Below are 15799 nucleotides of genomic sequence, written 5' to 3' on the forward strand. Positions count from 1 at the left end.
GCAATCAGAGCAGTGATCTTCTTGCCTCAAAGCTAGGAAAGAAGGTGTCTAGAAATCTCGGGGCTATTCAAACGAACGTCCGACGAGCCAATATCCCGGACGATGCGTGATCCGTTTCCAGCGGGCGATGATCTCGCCGGCAACAAGCGAGACGGCTCAAGTTTGCCTGACGAGCTTTGCTTTCGATGATCCATCAGTTCATCGCTGGACGGACGTGGAAAACGCGGGGATTTTCGGCAATTGCAGAGGCAAAAATCAGCAAGTGCACAAATGTTGCGCGCCGCAGCGTCTGCGCGATGGATTCATGCAGTTTCAGTGGCTGATTTTGAAATTATGCTTCCAATCTCAGGTCTGCGAGACTAAACTGAAAGAAATAGCGGCACCTGAGCCCCGTTTCGATCGCGTCCATGACGCGCATCGGCGGGGCTTTTTGCATTGGGAATCGGATGAAGCGAATCGTAGACATTGGTGTGCTTTTGTCACGCAGCGGCATGTATGCTGCCTTGTCGCGGGCTAGCCGCGACGGCGTGTTTCGTGGCGTCGAGGAGGTCAATGCCGATCCGGGGCTCGATGTATCCTTCCGCGTCACCGAACGCGACCCTGACGGACGGCTTGACCGTTATGCGCCTCTCTGCCGCGAAATCCTGCGTGGCTCCGGCGTGCGCCATATCTTCGGCTGCATCACATCCGCAAGTCGCAAGGAGGTCATTCCTGAACTCGAGCGCTTCGACGGAATCTTGTGGTACCCAGTGCCTTATGAGGGATTTGAGGCGTCCGAGCGGGTCGCCTACATGCATGCCTGCCCGAACCAGCATCTGCTGCCGCTTCTAGACTGGGCGCTGCCCACGCTGGGAAAGCGCGCCTATCTCGTCGGCTCCAATTATATCTGGGGCTGGGAGATGGCGCAGATCGCGCGCGAGAAGATCGCAGCTGCGGGTGGACAGGTCCTGGGCGATCGCTACCTTCCGATCGGTGACACCGAACTCGACCACATCATCAGTGATATAAGGGCATTGAAGCCGAGCTTCATACTGAACTCGCTCGTCGGCGACAGCGCTTACGCCTTTCTGGCGCGGCTCGCCCAGTTAAAGCAAGAGGCCGAATTCGTCGATGGCTTGACCGTGCTGTCGTGCAACTTCACCGAATGCGAGATCGAGGCGGCAGGCGAGGCGGCCGAAGGGCTGGTTTCGGCCGGTCCGTGGTTCGAGCCAGACGGCGGGAGGGGCGGATCGTTTTACGAGATGGCGCGCCAGTCCGTGCATGAACTGGCCCTGCTTCTGCATGGTCGCGCCGAGGCAGAAGAGCTTCCCCTGGCGGAACTCCTGCACACGGCGCTCAAGGCGGGCCGCACGACGCGCCTTGATCCCGTGCACCTGCATGCGCGCCAGCCGGCGATCATCGCGCGTCTGGAAAATGGTCGGTTTCAGGAGATCAGGCGACTGCCTGTGATGCGTGCTGATCCATACCTCACGCAAAGGGCGCAGCCCGCCTATTCGGGCTCCCACTTGAAAGTGGTGTCATGACCCGCATCAGGACAGAAAATCTGGGTGGAGCAACCGCGTGGATCCTGCACCGACCTCACCCTTCCGTAAATGGGCTTGTCCGCCAACTCGGGGTCATTGGCCTTGAGGTCCACGAGGTCTGGCCCGAGCTTCCGGTCGAGACGATCGAGGCAGACTTCATCTTCTACGATGCAGACATGGGCCACGACGAGCAGTTCCCCTGGACGCCCGGACAGTCACCCATGCCGATGATCGCGCTTATCGGATCGGAAGCGCCGGGCCGCTTGCGCTGGGCTATGGAAATGGGCGCGCACGCCCAGCTCCTGAAGCCGATGAGCGACAAGGGCGTCTATGCCGCTCTTCTCGTCGCGCGCAGCAATTTCGATCGGGCCAAGGCCTCCGAAGCCCTGATCGCCGATCTGCAGAGCCGCCTTTCGGCACGTCAGACGATCGTGCGCGCCGTCATGCTCTTCGTGATGAAGGGCAAGACGGAAGCCGAGGCCTATGACCTTCTGCGTCAGACCGCGATGGCTTGGCGCGTGACGATCGAGATTGCCGCCGAGCGGCTGGTGGCTAATCACTCGCATGAAAGGGGTGCCGACGATGGCAGACGCATCGATCCCGCCTGAATCCTTGGCCGTACCGGAAAGCGGGCCATCCGTGTGGCGGCAACTGGCTGAACGCAAGCTGGCGCTATTGGGGCTCCTGATCACCTTTGTCTGCGTCGGTGGCGCGATCTTCGCCCCGTGGCTTGCACCCTTCGATCCCTACGAGCAATTCTTTGACGGCCTCACCATCGAAGGCGCGCCCTTGCCGCCGAACACGATGTTCTGGTTCGGCACGGATCTTCTGGGCAGAGACCTGTTCTCGCGCATCCTGTATGGCGCGCAGACCTCGCTCGTGATCGGGCTGGTTGCCAACGGAACCGCCTTGCTGATCGGCACGCTGGTCGGCGTGACCGCGGGTTACTTCCGCGGCATCATCGGTGCGGTGCTGATGCGCTTCACCGATCTGATGATGGCCTTTCCGGCACTGCTCCTGGCGATCTGTCTGGCTGCGATCTTTTCCCCGTCCCTCTGGATCGTTGCGATGGTGATTGCCTTTGTGAACTGGGTCCAGACGGCACGCGTGATCTTCACGCAGACCTCCTCGCTCGCCGAACGCGACTATATCGCGGCGGAAAAGACGCTTGGCGCCAGCCATGGGCGCATCCTGTTCAAGCACATACTGCCACATCTGATCCCGACTTTGATCGTCTGGGGGACGCTTGGAATCTCGACCACCGTCCTCTTGGAGGCGACTTTGTCGTTCCTCGGCATCGGTGTTCAACCGCCGATTCCGTCCTGGGGCAACATCATCTTCGAGAACCAGACCTACTTCCAGTCTGCACCTTGGCTGGTCTTCATTCCCGGGGCGGCGATCCTGTTGCTGGCGCTTGCCTTCAACCTCGTCGGCGACGCGCTACGCGACATTCTCGATCCGACACAACAGGGGCGTGACTGATGGCTGCCTATATCCTCAGACGCCTGGTTCAGTCGGCGCTTATCCTGCTCGGCGTGTCCTTCATCACCTTCGTCCTTCTTTACGTCCTGCCGGCAGACCCGGTCCGTCAGATCGCCGGTCGCTCCGCAACGGCTGCAACTGTCGAGAGCATTCGCCAGCAGCTCGGGCTGGATCAGCCGTTTCTCGTGCAGTACGGCAACTATCTCTTGAACCTCGTCCAGGGCGATTTCGGACGCTCCTATCTTCAGAAGACGGAAGTCGCCGAGCTCCTGTTCTCGCGCCTGCCGGCAACCTTGCTCCTGCTCGTTGCAGCGATCGGTTGCGAGCTCCTGATCGGCCTGCCGCTCGGCATCGTGGCTGCGCTCAATCGCGGCAAGGCGATCGACAACGGGCTGATGCTAACGAGCTTCCTGACGGTCTCTGCGCCGCAATTCGTCGTGGCGCTGTTGTTGCTGTTCGTCTTTGCGGTGAAGCTCGGCTGGTTCCCGATCGGCGGATACGGCACCTTCGCCCATCTCGTTTTGCCGGCCGTGACACTCGGTATTCTCGGCTCGGGCTGGTACTCGCGCATCATGCGATCCTCCATGGTCGACGTATTGCGGGCCGACTTCATCCGTACCGCCCGCGCCAAGGGCCTCGGCCGCAGCAGGGTCATTCTTGGACATGCCCTGCCCAACGCCATCCTGCCGATCATCGCGATGATCGGTATCGACATCGGCCTCTTCATGTCCGGCATTGTCGTTGTCGAAAGTGTCTTTGGCTGGCCCGGTATCGGTCAGCTGGCCTGGCAAGCGATCCAGCGCGTCGACATCCCGATCATCATGGGCGTCACGCTCGTCTCTGCCTGCGGCATCGTCATCGGCAACCTGATCGCCGACCTGATTTCGCCGCTCATCGATCCGCGCATCAAGCTGCGCTGAAACCGTCAACCCACAGGAGTAAGGCCTATGAAGAAGCTTATCCTTTCAACTGCGCTCGCAACCCTCATGGCCCTGCCGGCCTTTGCGCCGGCCACGGCCCAGGAACCGAAGCATGGTGGCAATATGGTCGTTACGTATAAGGACGATGTCGCGACGCTCGATCCGGCGATCGGTTATGACTGGCAGAACTGGTCGATGATCAAGTCGGTCTTCGACGGTCTCATGGACTACGAACCCGGCACCACCAACCTGCGTCCGGGTCTTGCCGAAAGCCATGAGATTTCCGAGGACGGCTTGACCTATACATTCAAGCTGCGCCCCGGCGTCAAGTTTCACAATGGCCGCGAACTCGTGGCTGACGACGTCGTCTACTCGATCAACCGCGTGATCAACCCGGCCACGCAGTCACCCGGCCAGGGCTTCTTTGCGATGATCGACGGCTATGACGCCGCTGCTGAGGGCAAGGCCGAGACCGTCTCGGGCGTGTCTGCGCCCGATGCCAGCACTGTCGTCTTCAAGCTGTCGCGTCCGGACGCAACTTTCCTGCACGTCATGGCGCTCAACTTCTCGTTTGTCGTTCCGAAGGAAGCGGTCGAGGAAGCCGGAGCAGATTTCGGCAAGAAGCCGGTCGGCACAGGGGCATTCAAGTTGACCGAATGGACGCTCGGGCAGCGCCTCGTCTTCGAGAAGAACGCCGATTACTGGATCTCGGGCGTTCCCTATCTCGACAGCTTCACGGTTGAAGTCGGTCAGGAGCCGGTCGTCGCCTTGCTGCGGGCACAGAACGGTGAGGTCGATATCCCAGGTGACGGCATTCCGCCGGCCAAGTTCGTCGAAGTGATGCAGGATGAAGCGCAGAAAAGCCTCGTGGTCGAAGGCGGCCAGTTGCATACCGGCTACATCACCATGAATGTCACGAAGGCGCCGTTCGACAAGGTCGAGGTACGCCGTGCCGTGAACATGGCGATCAACAAGGATCGCATTGTTCAGGTTATCAATGGACGTGCCGTTCCGGCAACCCAGCCGCTTCCGCCATCCATGCCGGGCTACACTCAAGCTTACGAGGGCTACAAGTTCGACCAGGAAGGCGCAAAGAAGCTCCTGGCCGAGGCCGGTTACGCAGAGGGGTTTGAGACCGAACTCTTCGTCATGAACACCGATCCGAACCCGCGTATCGCCCAGGCGATCCAGCAGGATCTGAAGGCAATCGGCATCAACGCCTCGATCAAGTCCCTGGCGCAAGCCAATGTGATCGAGGCAGGCGGTGCCGGCAATGCGCCGATGATCTGGTCCGGCGGTATGGCCTGGATCGCCGACTTCCCGGATCCGGCAAACTTCTACGGGCCGATCCTTGGATGCGGCGGTGCCGGCGAAGGTGGCTGGAACTGGTCGAAATACTGCAACGCGGACCTCGACAAGATGGCCGCAGACGCCGATTCCATCGTCGATCCTGCCAAGGTGGACGAACGCCTCGCCAAATGGTCCGAAATCTACATGAAGGTGATGGAAGACGCGCCCTGGGCGCCGGTGTTCAACGAGCAGCGCTATACGATGAAGTCTGCCCGCATGGGGGGGGATAACGCCCTGTATGTCGATCCGGTGTCCATCCCGGTCAACTACGACTACGTCTTCATCAAGGAGTGATGTAGCCATGTGCAAGCACTGCAATCACACGATCCACGCCCATCAGCACCATTTCGGCTGGGACAATTCCTTTGCTCCGGCACTCAATGCTGCACCGGGCGAGACGATCCTGTTCCAGTGCCTTGACAGTTCTGGGGGCCAACTTGGCCCCCAGTCCACCGTCGAGGATGTGCAGGCGCTCGATTTCGCCAAGATCAACCCGGTGTCGGGTCCGATCTATGTCGATGGTGCGAAGCCCGGTGACGTGCTGAAGGTGACCATCGAGAGCTTCACGCCGCAGCTTCGTGACGGCGCCGGCTTCGGCTGGACAGCGAACATCCCGGGCTTCGGGCTGCTGGCCGACCAGTTCACCGTGCCTGCGCTCAATGTCTGGAAGTTTGACGCGACGAGCATGGAGCCCGCGCTGTTTGGCAAGACCGCGCGCGTGCCTCTCAAGCCCTTTGCGGGAACGATCGGCAATGCGCTTGCCGAAAACGGTCATCATACGGTTGTGCCGCCGCGGCGTGTGGGCGGCAATCTTGATATCCGCGATCTTTCCGCTGGAACGACGCTTTATCTGCCGGTCGAGGTCGAGGGTGCACTGTTTTCCGTTGGCGATACCCACGCCGCTCAGGGCGATGGTGAGGTTTGCGGCACGGCCATCGAAAGTCCCTTCGATGTCGTTTTGACACTCGACCTGATCAAGGATCAGCCACTGAAGATGCCGCGTTTCACGACGCCAGGGCCGGTCACGCGTCATCTCGATTCCAAGGGCTATGAGGTGACGACCGGCATCGGTCCGGACCTATGGGCTGCGGCGAGGGATGCCGTCTCCGGCATGGTCGATCTTCTCGCAACGACGCAGAAGATGGATCCTGTCGACGCCTATATGCTCGTCTCGACCTGCGGTGATCTTCGGATTTCCGAAATCGTCGACATTCCGAATGTCGTGGTGAGCTTCTACTTCCCGAGGGCCGTCTTCGAATGACCGCATCCATGCTTTCTCCCGTGGCCGAGCCAATGGCTGACGTCGTCTTGTCGGTTCGCGACCTGCAGGTGTCTGCCCGCTCGGACCAGGGACTTGTCCCGCTGGTCGATGGGCTGAGCTTTGACCTGCATCGAGGTGAGACCCTTGCGATCGCGGGAGAAAGCGGTTCGGGCAAGTCGATAACCTCGCTGGCCTGCATGGGCCTTTTGCCCGAACCCGGGGTGCGGGTGACAGGCGGTTCAATCCGCTTCGAGGACACCGAACTGACGACCCTGCCGGAAAAGCGGATGCAGGCGATGCGCGGCGCGCGCATCGCCATGATCTTCCAGGAGCCGATGACCGCGCTCAATCCGGTCATGAGCATTGGCCGCCAATTGATCGAAGCGATCCGCGCGCACGAGCAACTGTCGGTGTCGCAGGCGCGAGCCCGCGCGCTCGAAGCGGTCAAGGCGGTGCGTCTCTCGCAACCGGAGAAGCGGCTTGAGCAATATCCGCATGAACTCTCTGGCGGCATGCGGCAACGCGTCATGATCGCCATGGCAATTGCGCTGCGACCCGCCGTTCTCATTGCCGACGAGCCGACAACGGCGCTCGATGTCACGGTTCAGCGTGAGGTTCTCGATCTGCTGCGCGACCTGCAGAAGGAGCTGGGGACCGCCGTCATCCTGATTACCCATGACATGGGCGTCGTTGCCGAAATGGCCGATCGCGTGATTGTCATGCGCAAGGGGCAGATGGTCGAGGCCGCGGGCACGGTCGATCTCTTCGATGCGCCGAAAGACCAATACACGCGCGATTTGCTTGCGGCGGTGCCGCGCATCGGGGGCGGGGCTGAGCGTCCCGCTCTTGAGACCCGCGATGTGCTCGTGCGTTATAACGACGTATCGGTGAATTTCCCAATCCGTGCGGGGCTTCTTGGACGGGTTGCGGCGCGTGTGCATGCGGTCGAGCATGTTTCGCTGGAGATATACCGCGGCGAAACCCTGTCGCTCGTCGGCGAATCCGGCTGCGGGAAGTCGACAATGGCAAAGGCGCTGGTCGGACTGGTGCCCCACGAAGGCCGCATCGAGATCAACGGTCAGGCCATGGGGGAACTTCGCGCTGCCGGCCGCAAGGCGATCCGGCGCGATTTACAGATCGTCTTCCAGGACCCCATGGCAGCGCTTGATGCTCGCATGACCGTCGGCGAGCTTATCCGCGAACCGCTTGTTATCCACGGGATTGGAACGCCGGCCGAGCAGAAGGCACGCGTGCGCGAGCTCCTGGAGCGCGTGGAGATGTCGCCGAGCGTCTACAATCGCTATCCGCACCAGTTTTCCGGTGGTCAGCGTCAGCGCATTTGCATCGCGCGCGCCTTGGCTCTGAAACCGAAGCTGATCGTCTGTGATGAAAGCGTCGCTGCCTTGGACGTGTCGATCCAGGCAAAGGTGCTTGACCTTCTGCGCGACCTGCAGAAGGAAAGCGGCGTGACTTATCTCTTTATCAGTCACGACATGGCAGTGGTGGAGAATATCTCCGATCGTGTCGCGGTCATGTATCTTGGCCAGATCGTGGAAATGGGGACGCGCGCGCAGCTTTTCGGCAATCCGCAGCATCCATACACCAGGCGCCTCTTGGAAGCCGTCCCGGTTCCGGACCCGCGCCGAAAGAGATTGGCCGCTCCCCGCCTGGCGGGTGAGATCCCGAGCCCGGTGTGGAAGGTCGGCGTACAGCCAGAGCGCGTCACGTTGGTCGATATCGGCCATGGCCACCTCGTGGGAGATCTCGGCTAGATCACGGGCGCCCGCACCGCGGATTTCGATCACTCTGCTTGTGTGACCAAAACTGGCTTGTCGTCAGAGCAGGACTTTGACCGAACTTCGTTCTTTACCCTCAATGGTGGCGACTTACCTGCCTTGTCCTCGCGCTTGTACAGCATGATGTGCGGGAACGGGATTTCTACGCCTCGGCGGTCGAAGACCTGCTTGATCAGCTCGTTGTAAGCGCGGCCGGTTGCCCAGTGGCCGCCGGGAACGGTCTTGATGCGCGCGCACCTTGACGGGGCTGTCGCCGAAAGCGGTTACGCCATGCATCTCGAGCCGGTCGATGATCATCTCCCGCCATTCGGTCTGCATCAAAAGGTCGAACGCCTCGTGTATCGCCTCCTTCACCTCGGCGATGTCCTCTCGCCAGGCGACGCCGATCTCGGCGCAGAACAGCCCGCCGCGCTACCCTCAATCCAAGACCTGCCTGAGATCCTCGACGTCATAGGGCTTAGCAAGCCACTTCACCTGCGTACCAAGTTGCGCACCATCTTTCAGATCAGAGGCGGACAGGCCCGACGCGATGATGATGCGAATGGCCGGCCATCGCGTCTGTACCTCTTGAGCCAAAGATGTTCCTGACACATCCGGCAGCCCGATGTCCGTTATCATCACGTCAATCGCATTATCCTGCAGAATTGCCATGGCTTTGGCTGCCGTTCCCGCCTCGAAGACGGTATGACCAAAGTCCGAAACCATATCACTCGCGGCCATAAGGATGAGTGGTTCGTCTTCAACCAGAAGAACACTGAGCGTGCGCGCTTCATCTTGTTTTTGGGCTGAGCCTATATCCAGCTTTGGCGCGCGCCTGCTGTCACGATCCAGGCAGGCTCTTACACGATGGGCCAATTCGTCTCGGGTATAGGGTTTGCTTAAGAGCTCGACGCTTTCGTCCAGACGGCCGCCGTGGACGATCGAGTTTTCGGTGTATCCGGATGTGAACAGAACCGCCAATCCGGGAATGAGCTCTTGAGCGCGTTTGGCCATTTCGTGGCTCTTCAACGGACCCGGCATAACGACATCTGTAAACAAGAGATCGATTGGCATCCCGCTCTCGACGATTGCCAGGCCGCTTGTCGCGTCTCTTGCGCGCAACACTTTGTATTCGAGATCGACCAGCAGTTCGACGACAGTCGCACGCACATCGTCGTCATCCTCGACCACGAGGATGGTTTCGCTGCCACCGCGAGCCGGACCTGTCCAGGTAACCGAGGCGATGGCCTCCTGTTGCCGTATCCGCGGCAGATAAATGCGGAATGTCGTGCCTTCCCCCAATTCACTATAGACTTTGATGTGTCCGTTGGACTGCTTCACCAGACCGTAGACCATGCTCAGTCCAAGACCGGTTCCCTGTCCTGGCGGCTTGGTGGTGAAGAAAGGTTCGAAGACCTGGTCAATGATGTCTTGCGACATGCCGGATCCCGTGTCGGTGACAGCTATAAGGACATACTGTCCGGGCTCGATGTCTGGGTGTTGGCGCGCATACCGGTCATCCAAATAGGCGTTGCCCGCTTCAATTGTGAGCTTGCCGTGTCCGTTCATGGCGTCACGGGCGTTTATTGCCAGGTTGAGAATCGCATTTTCGACCTGTGTTTCATCGACCAGTGCATTCCACAGACCACCCGCAATGATTGTCTCAACTTCGACCCCCTCGCCGAGGGCTCGTCGAAGAAGATCATCCATGCCTCGCACCAGCCTGCCCAGGTTGATGACTTTTGGTGCCAGCGGCTGCCTGCGCCCGAACGCAAGCAACTGTGCTGCTAGCTTTGCACCACGAGACACCCCGGCGATTGCGTTCTGCACCCGCTGCTCGGCGCGGATATTTCCGGCGACATCCTGGGTCAGAAGTTGCAGATTGCCGCCGATGACCTGGAGCAGGTTGTTGAAGTCGTGCGCAATTCCACCCGTGAGTTTACCGACGGCTTCCATCTTCTGGGCTTGCCGTAGCTGACCCTCAATGGCCTCTCTTTCAGCGACCGTTTCATCGACCCGTTTCTGAAGGGCTGCATTGAAATTCTCAAGTGCGGCGCGCGCTTCGATCTCGGCGGTGATGTTACGGGCTTCAATGACCGTCCCGATCGCGACTCCATTGGCGTCGAGGATCGGGCTTGCAGTGAAGCCCACGGGATAGAAGCTGCCATCCTTATGGATAAACGTCTCCTCACCCTGCACCCGATGCTCTTCCGGGAACGCCCGGTCGATTGCACACTCATGCAGCGGGAACGGCCGTCCGTCCGGATAGGTGTGATGAATGACGTCATGAAGCGGACGTCCCTTTGTCTCTTCGAACGTGTATCCCGTCAGTCGTTCCGCTGCCGGGTTCATGTAGACGCATTCCTGGCGATGATCCATCAGGAACACCGCCATGGTGGTGTTATCGAGGACAGTATCCAGACGCTGCGAGACTTGTTCCAGTGCGCGAAGTGCTGCGTCACGCTCCGTCGTATCCTCAATCGCCGCAAAGAAAACGGGGCGATTCTCGTCCTGCAGTAGCTGTAGCGATACCGAGACGTTGTAATCGCTACCATTCTTGCGCCGGTGCACAGTGTTAAACTGTTGGATCAGCTTTTCACCTGAGCGAAGCGGGGCAAGCAACGCGTCGAATTGTTCCGGCGACACCTCCGGCTTGATGTCGATTGGGGTGATCTCTCGCAACTCGTCCATGGTGTAGCCGAGATTTTTTCGGGCCCCCCGATTAACCAGGACGAAGTTGAGAGAATGCGCGTCAAAGACAAAGATTTCGCTGGCAGCATCCTCGACGATCCGCCCGAGCCGCTCGCTGGCCGAAGATGACGTCAAGCGGTGCAATTCGGCAGAGGCGCGTCCTGCATAGAATAACAGCGTCTCCTGCGGCTGCCGCGTAGGATCAAGTGGTTCGTCGTTGACAAGTGCGAGCAGTCCGATGCTGCGCCCGTCCGTCCCTTTCAGTGGTACCCCGAGATAGCTCTCAGCGCCGATCTCTGCCAGAAGCGGATCTTCGGGGAACAGCCTGGATACATCGGCAGGGTAGTGGCACATTTCATCGCCAAGTACCTTTGCGCAGGGTGTGCCATCCAAATCGTACTCAAAGTAGTTCTGTCGACGGCCATCACCCCAGGCAGACAGAACCCTTGCCCGTAAAGGATTGTTCGGGTGAAGGTCGCATAGCAGAACCCACCGTGCGCCCAGCGCCTCAGCCAACCCCTCGACAAGCCCATCCAGGAACGGCCTCCCGATCAACTGCGAGCATTCAATCAGTCTCTGTCTGGCAGCATCGGCGCGTTTGCGAGCAGTCATGTCACGCGCAATCTGCGAAGCGCCTAGCACCTTGCCGTCCTGATCTTTGATCGGCGAGACGGTGAGCGAGATGTCCAGCAACTCGCCATCCTTGCGCAGCCGTTGTGTTTCTAGATGATTCACGCTCCCAGAACGGCCAACCCGAGCAAGGATCTCATCTTCCTCTGCATGGCGCTCGGCAGGGATGACCTGGCTGACGTGGTGCCCGATCATTTCGTCGGAGCAATAGCCGAACAATTTGGTGGCGCCCAAATTCCAACTTGTGACGATGCCGTTGAGCGAAATGCTGATAATCGCATCATCGCAATGCGCCACGATCGCCTCGAAGCTAGTTTCGTCGGATGCGTTCTCAAAGGTCTCAGTCAATGGTCTGTCTCATTGTAAGGCCCAGAGGCTTCAGCATCTGAGGAAATTTGGCGGCACTTAAGGAGAGTAATGCTCCGATACTGACAACCTAGTTATGACAGAAAGAGCAGATGGTACAACGATTTGTCGGACCTACCTCGGTCGGACCAGCGCCGAGCTTGCCGCACCGCAGAGCCCCTGGCTGCGGAGGCGGGAGCAATGGCAGCGTGGCTAGGCTGGGCATGACGCAGCACGAGCCCCTCCTTCGCTGCAAATGACATGAATGTGGTTGGGACCGAGTGCCCGAACGATGTCTGCCTGGGTTCTCGGGCGTGTTTAACGCTAACGGCCGCTTTCGGAAATGATTTCCGCCTAGCGCCTTTATGTAAGTCGTGCAGCTTGTCGTCACACGCAACTAGAAGCGGACATTCGTCCGAGCAAGCCGATCGCCTCCGGAAGGCTGGCGGAGGGTGAATTCCTAGCAGTCATCTCGTTCTGCTCTAGAGATCGAATGCTGACTCGCCATCGATCGCGAACAAGCATCCGTCGGCTGTCGCAACTTGGGAACCATTGAGACATTGAAAGGTTGGGCACCCGATACTTCACAGATTTGGATGGTTCCCCAATGACCAGCGAAAAGACGTTGTCCGACCTGTTCCTTGATACGCTCAAGGACATCTATTTTGCCGAAAAACAGATCCTGAAGGCGTTGCCGAAGATGGCGCGGGCAGCCCAGTCCGAAGAGGGCAAGGCTGGCTTCCTGCAGCACCGCGACGAAACCCAGGGCCAGATCGAGCGCCTGGAACAGGTGTTCGAATTGCTCGGCAAGTCGCCGCGCGGCAAGACCTGCGAAGCCATACAGGGCATCCTCGCCGAGGGCGAAGAGATCATGGAAGACTACAAGGGCACGGCTGCCCTTGATGCGGGTCTCATCTCATCGGCACAGGCTGTCGAGCATTATGAGATCGCCCGCTACGGCATGCTCAAGTCCTGGGCGAAGCAGCTCGGCCTGAAGGAAGCGATCCCGTTGCTGGATGCCAATCTCCAGGAAGAGATTGCGACCGATCAGAAACTGACGGCACTCGGCGAGGCGTCGGCAAACGTCAAGAGCATGAAGAAGGCCAGCTAAGCTGCCTCCAATGACTGAAAGACCGCCCGTTTGAGGCGGTCTTTTGCTTTCCAAGCGGCTTTCCTCACCACCATCAGAGCGCGTGCTCCAGGAGTTCTCCATGGCCAAGACATCAACCCGTGGGTCCGTTGGGTCCAAAACTGCGACTGCCAAGATCCACGACCAGACGATGCAGCGCGGCGAAGGCGGCGAACTGCATCAGATCGCCGAGGATGACGCGCCCCTGCTGACGACAGCTCAGGGCGGCCCGGTTTCCGACGACCAGAATTCTCTGCGCGTTGGGCCACGTGGTCCTCTGGTGATGGATGATTTCCATTTCCGCGAGAAGATCTTCCACTTCGACCACGAGCACATTCCCGAGCGGGTGGTGCATGCCCGTGGCTATGGCGCGCACGGCTATTTCGAAACCTACGAGTCTCTTGCGGACTATACAAAGGCCGATCTCTTTCAGCGTCCCGGAGAGAAGACCGAAGCCTTCGTTCGTTTCTCGACCGTTGCCGGCAACAAGGGCTCCGCCGACCTTGCCCGCGATGTCCGCGGCTTCGCGGTCAAGCTCTATACCCAGGAGGGCAACTGGGATCTGGTCGGCAACAACATCCCGGTCTTCTTCATTCAGGATGCCATCAAGTTCCCGGATCTGATCCATGCCGCCAAGCAGGAGCCGGACCGGGCCTTCCCGCAGGCGCAGACCGCCCATGACACCTTCTGGGATTTCATCAGCCTGACGCCTGAAAGCATGAACATGGTCATGTGGATCATGTCGGACCGGACGATCCCGCGCTCCTTCCGCTTCATGGAAGGTTTCGGCGTTCACACCTTCCGCTTCGTCAATGCGAAGGACGAATCTACCTTCGTCAAGTTCCACTGGAAGCCGAAGCTGGGTCTCCAGTCAGTGGCCTGGAACGAGGCCGTGAAGATCAACGGCGCAGATCCGGATTTCCATCGCCGCGATCTCTGGCAATCCATTCAGTCCGGCAATTTCCCGGAATGGGAATTGCAGGTTCAGCTCTTCGATCAGGAGTTTGCCGACAGCTTCGACTTCGACGTGCTCGACCCGACCAAGATCATTCCCGAAGAAATCCTCCCGCCTGTGGCCATTGGCCGGCTAGTGCTCGATCGCATGCCCGACAACTTCTTTGCGGAGACCGAACAGGTTGCCTTCATGACGCAGAACGTTCCGCCGGGCATTGATTTCAGCAATGATCCACTGCTGCAGGGCCGAAACTTCTCCTATCTCGACACGCAGCTCAAGCGCTTGGGTGGGCCGAATTTCACCCATTTGCCGATCAATGCGCCCAAGTGTCCGTTTGCCACCTTCCAGCAGGACGGCCACATGGCGATGCGAAATCCCGTAGGCAGAGCGAATTACCAGCCGAACTCTTTTGGCGAAGGGCCTAGGGAATCGCCGACGCGTGGCTATCGCCATTTCTCGGCTGAAGAGCAGGGCACCAAGGCACGTCTGCGCCCCGAAAGCTTTGCCGACCACTATAGCCAGGCGCGGCAGTTCTACATCAGCCAGACGCCCTCGGAGCAGCGCCATATCGCGGCGGCCCTGACCTTCGAACTGAGCAAGGTGGAAACCGCCGTAATCCGTGAGCGCATGGTCTCCCATCTTCTCAACATCGATGAGACGCTGGCCAATACCGTGGCCCAGAAGCTCGGGTTCAAGTCGATGCCGAAAGCGGCGGATGCAGCGATACCCACGCGTCAGGATCTGGAGCCGGCACCATCGCTCAGCATCGTGGAACGCGGCCCGAAACGTTTCGAAGGCCGCAAGCTCGGCATCCTGATCACCGATGGCGTCGATGCAAAGCTGCTCAAAGGTCTGACCACGGCGATCACCAAGGAAAAGGCCGTCTTCGAGCTGATTGCGCCGAAGGTCGGCGGCGTCAAGGCGTCGGATGGGACCTGGATCGAGGTCCACCACATGATCGATGGCGGGCCATCGGTCCTCTTCGATGCTGTCGCGCTGCTGACATCGTCAGAGGCGATGGATGACCTCGTCAAGGAGGCAACCGCACGGGATTTCGTCGCGGATGCCTTCCAGCATTGCAAGTTCATCGGCTACGACCCATCGGCCATGCCGCTTCTCGAAAAGGCAGGCATTGCGGATGCTCTCGATGAAGGCATCCTCGTCTTGCCCGGCGAGGAAGGTCTTGAAGGCTTCGTGTCCTCCCTTGGCAAACTCAGGGTCTGGGGACGAGAGCCGTCCGTGAAGCTGGGCAAGGCTTCCGTACCGAAGTAACCGGTTCGGCCCCCAGTTGATGGGGGCCAGCCATCGTCTCTGCTTCAGAGCGACCGGGCCTTCGGGTCGTCGCTTGCAAGCAGGCGTGTCATCGCCTCGGTGATGGTGAGGTCGTCGTAAGGCTTGGAGAAGAAGCGGCTTCCGACCGGCAGCATGCTCTCTTCGACGATGGCTGCACCGGAAGCGACAATCAGTTTCAAGGGTGGCCACCGATCGCGGATGTAGTGGGACAGTTTGATACCGTCCATCGTCCCTGGCATCTGGACATCGGTGAATACGAGATCGATGTCTTCCCGTCCTTCGAGAATGCGGATCGCCTCGTCGGCGTCGCCAGCCTCCAGCGCTTCATAGCCCGCCGACAGGACCAGATCGACTGCGCTCATGCGGATTATCGTATTGTCTTCCACGATCAGGACGACGGGTCTGCCGTTCTTCATTGTTCACTCGCTGTATGAGAATGGCTGCA

At 59.6% G+C, this 15799-nt stretch carries 11 protein-coding genes; 9 read left to right on the plus strand and 2 right to left on the minus strand.

The annotated features are described in order from the left end of the window. Window positions 1-446: 446 nt before the first annotated feature. The 7 genes from BSY240_RS16275 to BSY240_RS16305 are packed head-to-tail and all read left to right on the plus strand — an operon-like array spanning window position 447 to window position 8308. Window positions 447-1523 carry a transporter substrate-binding protein gene (locus tag BSY240_RS16275; protein WP_069042978.1) on the plus strand — a complete coding sequence of 359 codons (1077 nt, stop codon included), beginning with the start codon at window positions 447-449 and terminating at the stop codon, window positions 1521-1523. After that, window positions 1520-2131, plus strand: a complete 612-nt coding sequence (locus tag BSY240_RS16280) for an ANTAR domain-containing response regulator (protein WP_069042979.1) — start codon at window positions 1520-1522, stop codon at window positions 2129-2131. The genes BSY240_RS16275 and BSY240_RS16280 overlap by 4 nt, the downstream gene beginning before the upstream one ends. Next, a complete protein-coding gene (locus BSY240_RS16285) occupies window positions 2106-3005 on the plus strand; it encodes an ABC transporter permease (RefSeq protein WP_069042980.1) in 900 nt (299 codons plus the stop codon). Before BSY240_RS16280 ends, BSY240_RS16285 begins: the two co-directional genes overlap by 26 nt. Beyond that, complete coding sequence (locus tag BSY240_RS16290; protein WP_054149568.1) at window positions 3005-3925, plus strand: ABC transporter permease; 921 nt, start codon at window positions 3005-3007, stop codon at window positions 3923-3925. The genes BSY240_RS16285 and BSY240_RS16290 overlap by 1 nt, the downstream gene beginning before the upstream one ends. Before the next feature lie 27 nt (window positions 3926-3952). After that, window positions 3953-5569, plus strand: a complete 1617-nt coding sequence (locus BSY240_RS16295; protein ID WP_069042981.1) for an ABC transporter substrate-binding protein — start codon at window positions 3953-3955, stop codon at window positions 5567-5569. 7 nt (window positions 5570-5576) lie between these two features. Further along, window positions 5577-6536: an acetamidase/formamidase family protein gene (locus BSY240_RS16300; protein ID WP_069042982.1), complete on the plus strand. Its 960-nt coding sequence runs from the start codon at window positions 5577-5579 to the stop codon at window positions 6534-6536. Window positions 6537-6544: 8 nt separating this feature from the next. After that, window positions 6545-8308 carry an ABC transporter ATP-binding protein gene (locus BSY240_RS16305; protein ID WP_069044014.1) on the plus strand — a complete coding sequence of 588 codons (1764 nt, stop codon included), beginning with the start codon at window positions 6545-6547 and terminating at the stop codon, window positions 8306-8308. A gap of 441 nt (window positions 8309-8749) precedes the next feature. On the opposite strand, the gene BSY240_RS16310 is transcribed toward BSY240_RS16305, so the two are convergent. Beyond that, the gene (locus BSY240_RS16310; RefSeq protein WP_171901584.1) at window positions 8750-11980 is read right to left on the minus strand and encodes a PAS domain S-box protein; all 3231 of its coding nucleotides are present in this window, start codon (window positions 11978-11980) and stop codon (window positions 8750-8752) included. 604 nt (window positions 11981-12584) lie between these two features. On the opposite strand from BSY240_RS16310, the gene BSY240_RS16315 reads away from it, so the two are divergent. Both BSY240_RS16315 and catE read left to right on the plus strand, forming a co-directional pair. Beyond that, window positions 12585-13088: a YciE/YciF ferroxidase family protein gene (locus tag BSY240_RS16315; protein WP_069042983.1), complete on the plus strand. Its 504-nt coding sequence runs from the start codon at window positions 12585-12587 to the stop codon at window positions 13086-13088. Between the two features lie 100 nt (window positions 13089-13188). Then, the gene (catE, locus tag BSY240_RS16320; protein ID WP_069042984.1) at window positions 13189-15333 is read left to right on the plus strand and encodes a catalase C; all 2145 of its coding nucleotides are present in this window, start codon (window positions 13189-13191) and stop codon (window positions 15331-15333) included. A gap of 44 nt (window positions 15334-15377) precedes the next feature. Here catE and BSY240_RS16325 read toward each other — a convergent pair whose 3' ends face one another. Next, entirely contained in the window at window positions 15378-15770 is a 393-nt protein-coding gene (locus tag BSY240_RS16325) for a response regulator (RefSeq protein ID WP_069042985.1), read from the minus strand. Between the last annotated feature and the right edge of the window lie 29 nt (window positions 15771-15799).

The organism is Agrobacterium sp. RAC06, from assembly GCF_001713475.1.
GTDB lineage: Bacteria > Pseudomonadota > Alphaproteobacteria > Rhizobiales > Rhizobiaceae > Allorhizobium.

Coding starts and splice junctions, on each gene's coding strand:
- BSY240_RS16275 (WP_069042978.1), top strand. CDS start 447: ATGAAGCGAATCGTAGACATTGGTGTGCTTTTGTCACGCAGCGGCATG.
- BSY240_RS16280 (WP_069042979.1), top strand. CDS start 1,520: ATGACCCGCATCAGGACAGAAAATCTGGGTGGAGCAACCGCGTGGATC.
- BSY240_RS16285 (WP_069042980.1), top strand. CDS start 2,106: ATGGCAGACGCATCGATCCCGCCTGAATCCTTGGCCGTACCGGAAAGC.
- BSY240_RS16290 (WP_054149568.1), top strand. CDS start 3,005: ATGGCTGCCTATATCCTCAGACGCCTGGTTCAGTCGGCGCTTATCCTG.
- BSY240_RS16295 (WP_069042981.1), top strand. CDS start 3,953: ATGAAGAAGCTTATCCTTTCAACTGCGCTCGCAACCCTCATGGCCCTG.
- BSY240_RS16300 (WP_069042982.1), top strand. CDS start 5,577: ATGTGCAAGCACTGCAATCACACGATCCACGCCCATCAGCACCATTTC.
- BSY240_RS16305 (WP_069044014.1), top strand. CDS start 6,545: ATGCTTTCTCCCGTGGCCGAGCCAATGGCTGACGTCGTCTTGTCGGTT.
- BSY240_RS16315 (WP_069042983.1), top strand. CDS start 12,585: ATGACCAGCGAAAAGACGTTGTCCGACCTGTTCCTTGATACGCTCAAG.
- catE (WP_069042984.1), top strand. CDS start 13,189: ATGGCCAAGACATCAACCCGTGGGTCCGTTGGGTCCAAAACTGCGACT.
- BSY240_RS16325 (WP_069042985.1), bottom strand. CDS start 15,770: ATGAAGAACGGCAGACCCGTCGTCCTGATCGTGGAAGACAATACGATA.